The 14987-nt window shown below is 69.7% G+C and carries 7 protein-coding genes and 1 pseudogene; 6 read left to right on the top strand and 2 right to left on the bottom strand.

Annotation, left to right across the window (positions count from 1 at the left end):
* Window positions 1-179 precede the first annotated feature (179 nt).
* A complete protein-coding gene (locus tag AB0N81_RS01995) occupies window positions 180-2753 on the top strand; it encodes a tetratricopeptide repeat protein (RefSeq protein ID WP_365354750.1) in 2574 nt (857 codons plus the stop codon).
* Window positions 2754-2783: 30 nt separating this feature from the next.
* Here the strand turns inward: AB0N81_RS01995 and AB0N81_RS01990 are convergent, their stop codons facing one another.
* Entirely contained in the window at window positions 2784-3686 is a 903-nt protein-coding gene (locus AB0N81_RS01990; protein ID WP_365354748.1) for a serine/threonine-protein kinase, read from the bottom strand.
* A gap of 49 nt (window positions 3687-3735) precedes the next feature.
* On the opposite strand from AB0N81_RS01990, the gene AB0N81_RS01985 reads away from it, so the two are divergent.
* Genes AB0N81_RS01985 through AB0N81_RS01970 form a run of 4 tightly spaced genes read left to right on the top strand, consistent with a single transcriptional unit; the run spans window position 3736 to window position 12752 of the window.
* Window positions 3736-5301 carry a PD-(D/E)XK nuclease family protein gene (locus AB0N81_RS01985; protein ID WP_365354747.1) on the top strand — a complete coding sequence of 522 codons (1566 nt, stop codon included), beginning with the start codon at window positions 3736-3738 and terminating at the stop codon, window positions 5299-5301.
* Window positions 5247-6443, top strand: a complete 1197-nt coding sequence (locus AB0N81_RS01980) for a hypothetical protein (RefSeq protein WP_365354745.1) — start codon at window positions 5247-5249, stop codon at window positions 6441-6443. Before AB0N81_RS01985 ends, AB0N81_RS01980 begins: the two co-directional genes overlap by 55 nt.
* Complete coding sequence (locus AB0N81_RS01975; RefSeq protein WP_365354743.1) at window positions 6436-9948, top strand: hypothetical protein; 3513 nt, start codon at window positions 6436-6438, stop codon at window positions 9946-9948. The genes AB0N81_RS01980 and AB0N81_RS01975 overlap by 8 nt, the downstream gene beginning before the upstream one ends.
* 32 nt (window positions 9949-9980) lie before the next feature.
* A complete protein-coding gene (locus AB0N81_RS01970) occupies window positions 9981-12752 on the top strand; it encodes a DUF3962 domain-containing protein (RefSeq protein ID WP_365354741.1) in 2772 nt (923 codons plus the stop codon).
* 482 nt (window positions 12753-13234) lie between these two features.
* Here AB0N81_RS01970 and AB0N81_RS01965 read toward each other — a convergent pair whose 3' ends face one another.
* Window positions 13235-14389, bottom strand: a complete 1155-nt coding sequence (locus AB0N81_RS01965; RefSeq protein WP_365354739.1) for a hypothetical protein — start codon at window positions 14387-14389, stop codon at window positions 13235-13237.
* A 266-nt stretch (window positions 14390-14655) separates the two neighbouring features.
* On the opposite strand from AB0N81_RS01965, the pseudogene AB0N81_RS01960 reads away from it, so the two are divergent.
* Window positions 14656-14969 (top strand): annotated as a pseudogene (locus AB0N81_RS01960) (response regulator transcription factor); the annotation flags it as partial.
* Between the last annotated feature and the right edge of the window lie 18 nt (window positions 14970-14987).

Below are 14987 nucleotides of genomic sequence, written 5' to 3'. Positions count from 1 at the left end.
CGATGGAGGGGTATGTGCTGGGCCCGGTAAGAGTCGAAGGGGACGGCGGCGGAAGGGCCTGCGCAGGTTCGAAGGCAGCCGGCCTGTTTGCGCTTCTGGCGACATCAACGGGCTACCGATGCACCAGGAAGGAGATCGCCGAAGTTCTTTGGGAGGGCGAGGAGAACACCCGCGGTCTGGTGGACCGTGCTGTCTCCGACCTGCGGAAGCGACTGGGCCCGGAGGCCGTGCCCCATGGTGGCAAGTCGGGTTACTGCACGCTCCGCGCGCCGGAGGGCGGCGTCGACCTGCTCCGCTTCCGCGACCGGGTGGCGAGGGCCGAAGGGCTGAACCATCCGGAGGGGTTCGAGTTGCTCGGCGCGGCCCTAGAGGAGTGGGACGGCGGTGATCCGCTGCGCGGGCTGACCGAGAGCGGCTTCCAACTGCGCCGGGAGGCGCTGCGGGCCGAGTTGATGGCCGCGGTGCACGCCCGGATGGACGCCGCCTACAAATCGAGGGAGGAGAAGTGGCTCCGCGAGGAGACGGAGAAGTGGTTCGAGCGCGCACCGGAACTGCCCCAGGTCTTCCGGTTCTACCTGCTCGCCCACGACGACCTGGCGGAGCGCCGACGTGAACGGCTCATCGAGGAGTGGACGAGGCGCAACGGAAAGCCGGACACCGACTTGCGGAGCGCCTTCGATCAGGTCCGGGGAGTCGCCCACCGGTCCGGCGGGACGCTCCTGCCGCCCGTCCCGGACCAGTTGCCCGGCAGCAGTCGCAGGCCGGTCGGGCAGGACGAACTGATCAGTGGCCTCGTGGAGGCCGTGTGCGAGGAACAGGACGCCGGCAACCTGGCACTGGCCCTCATCAGTGGCATGGCGGGTGTCGGGAAGAGCACGGTGGCCAATCACCTTGCCCGTCGGCTTCGGGAGCGGTTCCCCGACGGGGTGCTCCACGCCGGACTGAATGGGTTCGCCGACGGAGACGCGCGGCCCGCCGAACCGGACGAGGTCCTGGACGGGTTCCTGGCCGCGTTGCCGCCGTACACCACGGTGACCGGATCGGAGAGCAAGAGCAACGCGCTGCGGTCGGCACTGGCCCACCGCTCGGTACTCGTCGTCCTAGACGACGCGCTCAACGCTCAGCAGGTGCTGCCGCTGCTCCCCGGCGACGGCACCTGCGCTGTGATCATCACCAGCCGCAACGACCTGTTGCGCCTGCAGTCCGAGAGGAAGGTGCTGTTTCGCAAGATGGAGCCGCTGCAAAAGGCGGATGCCCTGGAGGTGCTCCAGGAGAAGGTGTCGGCCGAGGACCGGGCGAAGCACGCACAGGCTTTCAGTGAGCTGGTCCGCCTCTGCGGACGGCTGCCGTTGGCGCTCACCGTGGTGGCTCGCCTCCTGGAAGGCGGTGCGCGTCCGCTGCGTACCCTCCCCGCCTTGGTGCGGGACATGGAGGAGGAGCGGGCGAGGCTGGACACCCTGCACTTGCCGGAACACGAACTGTCGGTCCGCGCAGCGCTGAACTGCTCCGTACGCGTGCTCGGCGCGGAGGTCCGGCTGCTGCTGTGGCAGCTCGCCGTCCACCCCGGGCCCACCGCCTCCTGGGAGGCGGTGATGGACCTGGGAAGGGCGGCTGGCGAAGGCGCGCGCACCGACCGCGCCTTGATGGAGCTCGTGGCGGCAAACCTGGTGGAGCGCCAGGGTGACCGGTACGGGCTGCACGACCTCGTACGGGCCTTCGCCCGTCGGCACGTGCAGCCGGGGGCGGACGGAGAGACGGCGGAGATCGAGCGGGCGACCGTACGGCAGGTGCTGGAACACCAGCTGCACAACGTCCGCGCCTGCGACCGGGTGCTCGACCGCGAGCGCGCCCTGCCCATCGGCGAGCCCGAACGGGTCACGGTCACCGACCCCGCGGAACCGGGGCAGGCGATGGCGTACGTGGACGAGGAGTACGCCGCCGTCCAGCGAGGCATCCGATTGGCCATCGGCCAGGGCATCGAACGGTACGCATGGCTGCTTTCGATGGCCCTGGTCACCTATCAGTGGCGCCGGCACCTCCTCGGCGACGCGCGGAGGAACCTCCTGCACGCCGTCGACGCCGCCGAATCCGTCGCCGCCCCGGTCGATTGCGCCATGGTCCACCGGATGCTGGCAGGGACACAGTGGCGGTTCGGTGAGTATGACGCGGCCGTGGGGCACCTGCGCCGTGCCGTCCGGCTCAGCAAGGAGGACCACAGTGAGGCAGGCCGGCTGAGTCTTGCCCGTTCGCTGCACCGGCTCGGGATCACCCTGCGCAAGCAGGGCGACCGTACGGGGGCGGAGGAAGTGCTGTGCCAGGCACTGGAGTTGTGCCGGGAGGTGTCCGACGCTGTCGGGGAGGCCGCCGCCCTGAACGCCCTCGGCGCGCTTCACCACGACCGGGGTGAGTACGCGCAGGCGCTCCGTCGATGCGCCGACGCCTTGGGCGTGGTGGAGCGCACGGTGGAGCGCAGCGGCCTGGCCGATGTGCTGTTCACCCTGGCCAAGGTGCACCTGGCCCGCGTTGAACGGGACGAGGCCATCTCCCTGTACCGGCAGGCGTGCGACATCTACCGCGAACAGGAGAACTGGCCCAACGAGGACAAGACGCGGATGCTCTTCGCGGACGTCCTGGTGTCCGCCGGTGAAACCGACTCAGCGGTAAGGGAGTTGGAGAGAGTCCTCGTGCTGCGTGAGCTGATGGGCGGCGAAGGCGTACGTGAGGTCCGGGAGTTGCTGGAAGGGTTGAGGTGACCCGCCCGGCCGGCGACCTCGGGATCACCGTCACAGCCGAGGCGGATGCGTGCGGTAGTACTCGGTCGGGTCGGGACGCAGCCGCCTCGACGGACGCCCCGAGTCCAGTCGGGGCAGGTACCGGCGGAGTCGGTCGAACACCTCACGGACATCCGCTGGGCGCTCCTCCGCCTCCCACCGGACCATCCACAGCGCGAGGGAGGCGAACTCCGGAGGCAGCTCGGCGAGTTTGTCGGGCGGCAGCACCGGGCCGCCCGGTTCCGCCCGCTCCTCCAGTCCGCCGTAGGGCAGCCGCATGACGACCATCTCCAGCAGGATGCAGCCGAGTCCGAAGATGTCCGCCCGCCGCGTCAGGCCCGAGGGGCACGCGTCGGACTGTTCGGGCGAGGCCCAGCCACGCGTGCCGCGCTCGAAGGATGTCTTTTCGCCCGCCATGATCGCGTGGCCCATGTCGATGAGACGGAGTCGGCCGTCCGGTTGCACGATGACGTTCTCGGGTTTGAGGTCGCAGTGCACCAGGTTCCGGTCGTGCACTTCCCGCAGTATTTCGCACAGCTGGCCGATGACGGACGCGACGATCTCGGGGTGCCTCACGGGCCGTTTCTCCAAGAGAACGTTCTGCAGTTGGCGTCCTTCGACGAATTCCATGACCAGGCATCGGCGCCATCGGTGCGTCCCGGAGGCGATGATTTCGGGAATCGCCTGAATTCCCGTCAGCATCATCATGCGGGAGCCCTCTTCGAGAAGCCTCCTGCCTGCCCAGGAGAAGTCGCTCTCGGGGCCGAGGTCCCGGGCCTTCTGGAGCTTCAGCGCCACCCTTTCCCCGCTCCTGCGGTCACGGCCGAGGAAGAGGTCGCCCTGACCGCCGTCACCGACCATGTCCAGCACTTCGTAGCGCTTCTCCACATCACCGATCTCCTCGATCTCCCTCATGGCCACACTCTCTTTCCTCTCTTTTCTCCGTACAGAAATGGAGCAGAAGATGTCACAGCCGTGGCTGCCCCCCGACGGGGTGACGCGCACCTCCGAAGTCATCACGGTATCCGCCGGAATGTTCAAAGGAGGCGAATTCCGGTGCCCTGCCGCTGACGCTCTCAAGACCCGCGGCTACCACACTGCCGACCCCGTACCGCGCCGCCGCGAGCGGTTGGAGAACTTCACTCTCGGCCCCTTCATGGCCGCCTGCGACGCTCGCTTCCGGCCCTCCGGCAGCCTGCCCCGGACGCGTACCGCGCCCTTGCACGACGGCCTGAGGGCGTGGTCGGACCATGGCGTGAAGGCGTACGAGACGGCCTTCCCCGCCGACCCGGAACGCCCCCTGAACGAGGTCCCCGAGCCGTGGACGTACCGCTACCGGCCGTCCGGCCCCGACTCGCGGAACGCCCAGGAGTACCGCTTTACCGTGTGGGGCCGCTGCCTGGCCTCCGCCGACGGTGCCTACCGTGAACTCCGTCTGCCCGTGCACCGCCTGAACCGGGAGCTGCCGCCCGACGGGTTCGTCGCCGCCGTCGCCCTGGTGCTGGCCGAGGGCACCCCCGGGCCGCAGCCGGAGGATGTACGGATCGTGGAGTTCGCGCTGTTCGACGGCCGTACCCGGGAGCTTTTCGCCGGCAGCCGGGAGCAGGCGCTCGCCCGGTACCGCGAGCACGGCCCCGGCGCCCTGGCCGGCGTACTGGACGGACGGGAATACCGCCCTGGCTCCGCGTGCGGCGGATGTCCCTACCTGTCGGTCTGCCCGGCGCTGCGCGCGGCGCCCGGACTGCTGGGCATCGAGTCGCCGAACCGGCCCCGACGTACCTGGTCGGTGACCAACGGGCGCAACTACCGGGCCTGCCCGGCCCGCGACCACATGCGCCGGCTGCACCTGCCCACGGCGGACTCCGTCGAGCGCGAGGTGACGGCCGAGCGCGGCCGGGCCCTGCACGCCTACCTCGCCGACCGGCACGGCCACGGATCACCTCGACCGTGCACGGTCGAGGTTCCCGAGGAGTGGGTGCCGGACGGATTCGACCTGCCCGACCGCGAACGCACCCTCGGCGCAGTCCTGTTGCGACGGCACGCCGCGGTCTGCCCGCTGCGGTGCGTCGGGGACGGGACGGACGTGCGGACCGAACCCCGGGTGGTGCGGCACGACACCGTCGCCGACGTGGTGGTGATCGCCGCACCCGACCTGCTTTACCGGGACGCCGACTCATGGGTGTGGCGCGAGACCAAGACCTCCGCCACCGACCGGCGGTCCAACCGTCCCCTGCTGGAGCTCTACCCCCAACTGGCCCTGGCGGTCGTGCTGATCGGCCGCGGTGACCTGGGCGGCGCTCCGTCCCGTGCCCGGGTCGAGCTGGAGGTGCTCCGCCCCGGCGGTGCCGACCTGGAGATCATCGACCCCTTCGACTCCGCCAACCGGACCTCGGCTGAGGGAATCCTGCGGACGATGGTGGCCGACTGGCACGGGGACGACCGCTACACGGCCGTGCCCGGACGCTCCTGCCAGCGGTGCGAAGTGGCCCGCTGGTGCTCGGTGTCGGCCGCCACCGAGGCCACGGCGTGAGGGCGGGGGCGGCCCGCCGGGCCGACCAGCCGGACACCAGGGGGGAATCTGAGGGCGCGGGCAGCGAACTCTTCCGCGAGCTTGCCCGCATGGTGGTTGCCCTCGCCGAGGTTCAGGGTCTGCGCTCGTTCGCCCTGCCCTATCCCGGCCTCGCCCAGCGTGCGCTGGACCGCACGGTGATGCACTGCCTCGACGCCGGGGAGGAACCGCCGAAAAGCCTTCCGGAGCTGTGGGAGTGGTGCCGGACCAAGCCGGCGGACGATCCGCTCTTCGCGGTTCCCGCCTCCCTGGTCACCCCGGGCGCGACGCTGGTACACCCGGTCGGCCGGATGCCGACGCGGTCGTGCCTCGAAGTCGCCTCGTACGGGCCGGACGGGGGCGTGGCGGCGCAGGCCCGCGCGCTTCTGGGCGACCTGGAAGCGCGGTGCGGAACGGGCGAGCGCTACTGGCAGTGTCGGAGCTTCTTGGCCCACCACGCGGTGGTCCACCAGCAGGACCGCTTCGGGTTCGGCTGGAGCAAGGCCGTCTGGAGCCGCGTCAAGGACCTCTACGGGCCGCTGCCAGAATCCCTGCTCTTCGACGGCGACTTCCTGCGCTGCCCCTCGTGCGGACTCCCCGTGCTGCCCAGGCACCGGGCCGTGCCCGTACCCGGGCCGTCCGCCACCGACACGGACATCTGGTGCGAGGGGGAGGAATGCCCACGCGACGACCCTCCGGAACTGATCCGCGATCCGGAACAGACGTGGATCCTGCGGCGTCCACTGCGGATGTTCCTCACACTGCCGCATCGCACCGAAGAGGCCGCCCTGGACGCGCTGGATCGTGCCGGGATCGACCATGAGGCCCTGTCGGGGCCTCTGTCCGCCTACCGGTTGAGGGACTCTGGTCCCGCGATCGTCGACATCCAGGTGTACGACCGCCTTCAGCCGGCCCTCCTCGCCGCGCATCTAACCGACAGCGCGCCCCTCGCGGACCGCACTCTCGTCGTGGTCCCGGATGCGCTCGCCGGACGGGACGGCTACCGCGAGGCCTTCACCGACGCCCTTCCCGCGCTTCTACGGGACCGGCTGGTGCTCACCACACCCGTGGACCTCGTACCCGACCTGGGTCGGGCTCCGAGAGAGGAGAAGAACGATGCGTAGCATCACCCCGCCGCTGACCGACGTACTCCGCGCCCTCAAGGCATACCTTGGGCCGGCCGTCCGCAAGCCCGCCCTGGAAGACCTCTGCCAGGTGGAACTCGGCCTGTATCTCCAGCAGAAGCTGATGCCGGGCAGCCCCGCGGGCAGTGCCTGGGTACTCTTCAGCGGATACGGGTTCGCCGAGGCGCACGGAGCACAGCTGCCGCCGGACATCGCGCGGACGCTGCGTGTCGCCCGGTACTCGCTGTGGACCCTGCGCAGGGGCCGCACCTGGCGCGAGGCGCTGGAAACCTACCAGCTGTTCGACCCGAGGGTGCGCGGCTACGAAGTGCCGGACACCGAGTCGCCCGCCACCCGCCGCGAACTCTCCGTCGCCGGAGACCGCTTCGCCGTCTACGAGCAACTGCTGAGTGTCGCACCGCCGCTGGCGGGCAAACGCATGCCGGTCGCGGGCCAGGGCCCGCACGCTTTCCCCGTCAGCCGCACCCTGGCCGTCGTCGATCTGCCGTCCGTCCCTCACACCCCCCTCGTAGCCCACGACATGGACCTGGAACCGGCCGGCGCCGGAGAGCCCCTGGTCTTCACCAGGAAGGGCCTGGAGCGCACCGCAGCGGACATGGACGCCACGCACGCCCGCGCCGGCGAGGGAAGGCCGCCGCGCTGGCTGGAGCGGCTGCGGGCCTTCGACCTGTCCGCCAAGGAGAACGGCACGTTCCACAAGGCCGGCAAGGACGAGGACTTCTCGTTCACGGTCGACGGGATCCAGCACCTGCTCGGTATCGTCGGCGCGGGCAAGAGCACGCTGCGCGACATCATCGCCGTCCATCTCGCCAAGCTCGGCAAGCGCACCACCATCGTGGTCACCGACGTCGCGGAGGTGCTGAAGCTCGTCCGGCTCTACGGTCTGTACACCGACGGCGCCGCCGCACCCGTGCTCGGGTCCTCCGGCCGGGAGCGGCATGCCCAGCGGCTGCACCGCCGGCTGGCGGGCCGGGGCGAACACCGGCTGCTCGCCCATGACGACCCCGCCTTCGCCTACCTTGGGACCTCCTGCGTGCTCAACGTGAGGCGGCAGGGCGCCACTTCGTCCACCGAGCCGCTCGCCTTCGGCGAGGCACCCTGCTCCCGGCTCCAGCCACCGTCGGACCCGAGGCGCGACAAGGGTGGCGGTCGGGCCTCCGAATGGCAGAGGAGCGCGACGAGCTGCCCGTACTGGTCCGCCTGCCCCCGGTACCACGGAGCCCGCACCCTGGTCGGCGCCCTGATCTGGGTGGCCACGCCGGCCGGACTGATTGACGCCTCACCGCCCCGCCCCCAGAACGGCGAGCGCATCCGCTACCTCGAACTCGCCTGCCGCCGCAGCGACCTCGTGATCATCGACGAGGCCGACCGTGTGCAGATGCAGTTCGACCAGACCTTCGCACCCGCCGTCGTCCTCGCCAGCGACGAGGACAAGGGCCTCATCGACCAGCTGAGCCGGCACAAGATCCGGGAACTCGCGGCCAGCGGGCGCACCCAGCTCTCCGAACGGGACGTGGAGACCTTCGCCGCCGCCCTCAACACCGCCGGATCGGCCACCGACCGGCTGTACGCGATGCTCGTCGCCAGGTATGACCTGCGCAGGTGGGTGCGGATGGGCTACTTCAGTGCCTGGACGCTGCAGCTCGGACTGCTCGACGAGCGCTACGAACTCCCCGACGGCAGCGGGCCGGAACACCGGAACCACGCCCCGAGACAGGCTCTCGGCAAGCTTCTGGACGCCTTTCGGGACAACCCCTTCGGCGACCGCCACCGTAGGACGGAGGAGGACTTCAGCGAGCTGACCGCCCTCCTCAACGAACTCCTCCACACCGGGAACCCGGAGAACACCCGGCGCCACCTGGCCGAGGTCATGGACGAGGTCTTCCACATCGACCCGCAGTACATGGCCGCCCGGCAGCAGACGTACAAGGAGAAGTACGACGAGTGGCAGCGCGCGGAGGAGGAACGGCAGCAGGGGCGAGGCCGCCGCCGGAAGCCCAAGCCAGCGCCCCAGACACCTGAGCAGTGGCATAGGGAGCTCGCCGAACGCTTCGAGTTCACGCTGCTGCTCAGCGCCCTGGAACCACGGCTCGCCATGATCAACGCCATGTGGCCCCGCGTCGAGGCCGCCCTCAGCCTGGGCTACAACACGATGTACCGTCGGCCGCTCGACTACGGCCCGATGGTGCCCGAGGCCCCGATGGGCAACGTACTCGGCTTCCAGTTCCGGGTCCCGGGCGAGGACAAGGGCGGAGTCCGCAGCGGCGAGCTGACCTTCTTCCGCTGCAGCGGCGTCGGGCGTGAACTGCTGCGCGCCATGCCCCACCTCGCCTCCGTCGACGGCAGGCCCGGCGCCCATCTGCTGCTCATGTCCGGCAGCAGTTGGGCAGGCGCGTCCAGCCGCTACCACGTCTGCGTCCCGGTCGGCGTGATCATCGAGCCGCCGGCCGAGGTGACCGAACGCATCGCGAGCGAGAGCCTGATGCGCTTCGAGTTCATCGACGACGGCGACGAGAAACTGCGCCTGTCGGGAACTCACCCGGACGACCGCCCCGAGAAGCTGCGCCGCATCGCCACCCACCTCGGCGCCGGGGAGTACGACGCCCCCGAAGGAGGCCCGCTGGAGCGCGAGCTGCTCTCCCTTCGTCCGGGGAAACGCGACCAGATCCTCCTGCTGGTCGGCAGCTACGCCGAGGCGCGCATCGTGGCCGACACCCTCCACAACCTCAACTCCCGTTGGCGCGACAGCGTGCTGTGCCTGGTCTCGGACGACGAGGAGATCGCCCCGGAGGACGAGGCGCCGTCCGCCTACCGTGCCCGGTCACTGCGCCGGGGCGACGTCGAACACCTGAAGGACCTCGACGCGAACATCCTCGTGGCGCCCCTGCTGGCCGTGGAGCGAGGCCATAACATTCTCAACGACGACGACGAGGCGGCCATCGGCACGGTCTACTTCCTGGCACGGCCCAATCCGCACCCCGAGGACCTGTCCCTGGCTGTCCACGCCGTCAACGACTGGATCGTCCGCGCCGTCACCGGCGGTGACTTCGACACCTGGGTACGGGGACAGGCCACCGTCGAGGAAGGTGCCGACGAGGTCCGCCGCCTCGCCCGTTCACGCTGGTACCAGGTACTCGCCCGCTCGATGGCGTGGAGCCGCCTCAACGACGAGGTGAGGGAGCAGGTCACCTGGGACATGCTGGTCCTGATGTGGCAGGTGATCGGGCGGCTGGTGCGCGGCGGTGTACCGGCCCGGGTGGTCTTCGTCGACGCCGCCTTCGCCCCGAACCGCGGGGCCGTACCACCGCAGGCCGACACCCCCAAGTCCAGCCTGCTGCACAGCGTGCTCGACGTGCTGGACCCGTACTTCGAGGGCGACACGAAGAGCGCGGAGGAGCAGTTCATCGCCCACGCCCTGTACGAACCCCTCCGGCGCATGCTCACCCGTCTGCTTGCCCCTGCTCCCGCCCCGGCCCACCCGTAAGCGCCGAACTCCAGCTTTCAGGAGGAAATTTCGTGTATCACGTCATTCGCAACGCGGCCTACGAACCCGACCCGCTGCATGGACCGTGGCGGGAGGAGATGAGTGTGCTGCGGCTCGGCGAGGAGTTGCACACCGAGCTCACCAGGATGCACGCCGAGGCCGACCAGGGTTCCGTCCGCCCTGATCGGCTTCCCGTACGCAGGCTCAACTCGCTGCTCCAGGCGATGGCCCCCGGTGTCATCGCGACCGGCCGCAATGCCGGAACGGACGGCCGCCTGCCCTGGCTCTACGCGCGGGAAGCCGTCCCGCCGGAGGTGCTGGCTCCGGTGATCGGCACCTGGGCGGCGGGCATGTACCGGGAGGAGGACGACACCGAAGACGCCGACCTGGAGGGGAGGCTCCGCTCCGACAACCCGGCCGAGGCCATCCAACTGCCACATTGGGAGGCCGAATCGGTCGACCTCACCGAGACCGTGACCTCGGCGGGCGGAACAGCCGAACCCGCCGCACGGCTCTACAGCCTGCTGCCCGAGTGGGTCGCCTTCCGGCTTGCCGCCCGGACGTTCCGCACCGGGGGCACCACACTCCACTTTCGCGTCGAGAGCTCGGGCAACGGCGCGCGACTCGTCTCCTGGCCGCCACAGCGATACGAGCGCCGCGGACAGACCTGGTACTACTCGGCTTGCCTCAACATCACCGTCCACACCGTGCCGTTCGCCCCACGGTTCCGCGTCCATGTGTCCTCGCAGGTACGTCGGTGGGCCACCCGGCTGGACGTACGCCCCCACCAGCTCGGCGGCGCGACCGTTCTGCTCGACGCTCCGCTGCCATGGCCGGGAGGGCCGGACCGGAGCCACCGGTTGATGGTGAACACCCTCGGCTACGACCGGCGGCTGAAGGAACTGGCCTGGCGCCACCACAGCCCCGCACCGCTCCTGCCCGAGCTGGACATCGTACGCAACTACCCGCAGCCCGAGGCGCTCCTCTCCCACCCGGAACGCTGGATCAACGGGTCCGGTGACGTGGCCGCCGGCATCGTCTACCACCCGTCGATCGGCCCGCACGAGGTCGGACCCGGGTTGATGCCACAGGAGCGGGCGGATCTGGACGCCTGGGTCGAGGACGGGCTGCGCCCCATGCTGACCCGGGTCCCCGACCTCACGCGGGTCACCCGGAGCAACACCCCCTCATTGCTGCCTCGTTCGGGAGCCGGACGTGGTCCGGACGTCCGGGACACGCAGCTGGCCCTGCAGCGGCGGGCGGCGCTGGCACGCGCACTCAACGGCCGTCCCCTGGAGATCGACGTCTTCTGGCAGTCCCCGGAAACCCGTGCCGCGCTGCTCGCGGAGCTGCCGAAGCTCATCGGCTTCCCTCCCGGGGAGAGCATGGGGCCGGCCGATGACGACACCTGGCGGTGGCGGGGCGAGGGGGTCGAGATCCGCGTACGAGCCCGGCCCGCGGGGCCCCTGGCCGACGCCCTGCCAGTCTCCCGGGAGCGCAGTCGCCCCAGGGCCGCCCGGCTGGCCGAAGCAGTCGAAGGGCGCTGCCGACTTGTGGCGGACCGAGTGGTTCCGCGTCCCGACGCGGCCGGAGTCGTGATCACGGAGATCGCCGGCAAGGAGCGCTTCGCCGCCGTCCCCGACTCCGATCCCAAGCATGCGCTGCGCATCGCCTGGGCGCGGCAGGGCCGGCTGAGCCAGTTCGTCAACCTGCCCGACGACACCGACAGCGGCTTGAAGCACCGGGCCAAGTGGGCCTGGCTGGACGCCTTTCGGCAGCTCGGCGCGATCAGTCCGCCCGCCCCTCGAGTGGGGGCCGGAGTTCCCGGCGACCTCCAGTACGTGGCGCTCTGGCTCGTACGCCACACCAGGAAGGGGCCCACGCGGCGCCCCGTTCATCGGCTTGTCGCGGTGCGGGTCCGCCCCGGGGACGAAGGGCCGGGCGTCATCGAGGGGTGGGACGTCGAGCGCGCCGAATGGGTGCCGTACTCGAAGCTGTTGCTGCTGCTCTCCCAGGCAGTGGAACCAGTGGTGGAGACGGGGAAGGAGACTGATACGGGTGGCCCTGGCGACGGCGTGACCGCCAGGGGCGGGCTCCGGCCCGGTGCCCGCCCAGGTGTGGAGCAGCACAGGCAGCGGGAGGCCGAGCGGCAGATCCGCGCGCTGCTCTTCCAGCTCCGCGGTCGCCCGACCCTCGTGCTGGCGGACGCAGGCAATCTGCGCCAGTGCTGGCCTCGTCTGCGCAACGGCGAGCTGGACCGGGACATGCTCGGCTTCGGCACCGAACCAGCCCAGCGCCACACGCTCTACGGTGACGACCTGCGGGTGGTGCTCGTAAGGGACGCCAACGCTCGGGAGGAAGTGGCGGAGTGGTACGCCCACGACGCCAAGGGCAGCGTCGGCTTCGCCGAGGGCGTGTGGGGGACGGCAGAGACGGAGAGCCGTGTCTTCGCGAGTACGGCCTCGAAGCCGCACACAGTGGCGAAACTACCGAAGGGCCTCATGAAGCTGGCGCCCACGGCACAGGGCCGGACAGCACCCGGGAAGACTGCCTGGAACCCCGGGCAGCTGGAGATCACCGTGCTCGGCTGCCTGTCGGAGAAGGCGCTGGCGGACTCGGGGCGTGAAGGGGACCTGCCTGACCGGCCGGCGGAGTGGGCGACGCTCACGCACCAGCTGCGCTACCAAGACGACTACCCGCCGCTCGCCCGGCCCCTCCCGTTGCATTTGGCGCGTCTCGCTGGTGAGTACGTGCTTCCGGTGGCCGGAACGAAAAAGGAGGGGAGCATGTCATCCGCTCCATGAGCGAGGCACCGCCTGCATGGGGCGTCCCAACGACAGACGCTGAGAGGCATCATTGCTCCCTCGTGTGAGTGCCAAAGGCTGAACCTGACCACGGTTGACGGTGTCTGGTGCACTCCTTGCTGGGATCACCGCGCTCGTTGCTTTCTCCACGATGACGCTCGTTTGACGCTCTGCGTGTCTGGTGACCCCAGACTGAGATGAGAGATTGCACCTTTTGGAGCCGGTCAAGAAGGACGCCTGGCCTGCGGTTTTGTGCGCTTTTATCACATGCGGTGCGGGTGGTGCGGGGCATTCCGAATGCTGGAATATTGCTTGTGACGCTCCTGCTGGGTCCCGGGGCGACCGCCGTGCAGCAGGGAGCGGTATCCGGTCAGGTCGTCCGTGCCTTCGCCGCCCAGGCCCTCGACTCTCACCGGGTCAAGAATCCGCGTCGACCACGTGTTGATCCGTAGCCGGCTCGTCCGTCCGGTCACCGAGATCCCCTACTGAAAGTCGGGCTTGTCGCGGGGCAGCAGCACCTCGCGGGCACGTGCGTGGAGCCCGGCCAGCCGCCCGGTCCGTTCGTCGAGTTGGAAGACGAACGCCTTGGCCTGGTCGGCAAAGACGGCTGCTGGTTTGCTCAGGCCCGCTCGGGTGATCACCATCAGCCGTTTGAGAACGTCGTCCCCGGCTGCTGCGGCCTCACCGTTGAGTGCCTTCAGGGCAGGCGCGGAAAGGTCCTTCTGCGCGCTGTGCAGGGCGATGTGAAAGTGGGTGGAGCGAAGGGGGTTCTCGGCGTCGCCTTCGTAGACGTCGGTGAAACCGAAGGTGCCGAGCTGGCCGAGCACGGTCAGGAAGAGTTCCTCGTAGCCGATTCCGGGCCGGGTGGGGTCAGCAGCGCTGTCGTCGTCCTCGATGGACCCAACGTCCTCACTCTCCCAAGCAGGGTGTCCGGCTCCGATCAGTTTTGCCAGCTCTGCCACGGACAGGTCGGCGCGGGGCACCCCAGGGACGGGAGAGAGGGGCCGCCCGAGTGACCGGTTGATATCGACACGGGTCCAGAGGTCGACTTCCGAGCACCAAAGATCGATCACCCAGCCAAGACGGGGCTTGAGAGAGATGCGGAGCTCGTGGCCGTCGACCGTGGCATCGACATGAGGATCGCGGTGGCTGGGAGTGACGAGCTCGGGGGCGTAGTAGGGGTCGCGCAGGCTGTAGATGTTTCCTGCGGCCACTCGACGTACTACTACTCCTTGTGCGTCCAGCAGGTCGGCCAGTTCGGTCAGGTCCGAGTGCTCGTTCTCGTGCCAGCGCCAGGGGGACGGGACGGGCGCGCCGGTGAGATGCGCGGTCGTATGGGCGTGCACCGCGTCGGCGAGTGCTTCCTCACTGGTGTCCAGCGGCAGAACCGAAGCGGCGGCCGTCAGGCCAGGTCCGGTGAGGCCCAGGCGCCACATGATGGTGTACGGGAACCGCACGTGCGCGAGCAACACGCCACGCTTCCCGTCCAGATCCACCTTCAGGTAGAGCGGCGCCGTTTCAGCGACTTCGATGCGGTGCGCGAGCTCCGGATGACGCTCGGCCAGGGTCTTCCCGAGACTCTGAAAACGTATGTACGTGCCGAAAGCGGCGAGCATGTCGCTGGTCGGAAAGGGCAACGGGTGCGCTCCAAGGCAGGGGAGGGGCAGGCGACGGGCAGCAGGCGTGGGTGAGTTGAGGAAGCCTACGCCCGGTGATCAGGCCGGGCAACGAGCTCGTCGGCCTGCTGGCCGGAAGTGCACCTTGCTGCTCCGGGCTTGGGATCGATCTCGGCCTAGACGCCCTTGCCGCTGGGCGGGTAGGTCTCCGTGCCCCACCGGTCGGCGAGTGAGGTGACCTCCCTAGCCCCGCCCCCGCCCGCTTCCCCGGCGAAGTCGGCGGCGTCATGACCATCCGTGTGGTGATCGCCGACGACCAGGTCATGGTCCGTGTCGGGTTCGCGACGATCCTCGCCGCCGAGGACGACATCGAGGACGACATCGAGGACGACATCGAGGACGGCATCGAGGTCGTCAGGGAGGCCGCGGACGGGGTGTACGCGGTCGAACTCGCCGAGCAGCACCGGCCCGACGTGGTGCTGATGGACATCCGCATGCCCCGCATGGACGGGCGGAAGGCGCTGCGCAGACTGACCCGCCCAGCACCGTGAATCCGCTGAAGGTCGTCGTGGTGACGACGTTCGACGACGACGAGTACGTCCAGCGCGCTCGCCGCCGC

Source organism: Streptomyces sp. NPDC093510 (assembly GCF_040683555.1).
Classification (GTDB): Bacteria; Actinomycetota; Actinomycetes; order Streptomycetales; family Streptomycetaceae; genus Streptomyces.
This window is presented reverse-complemented; position numbering and strand designations above follow the sequence as displayed.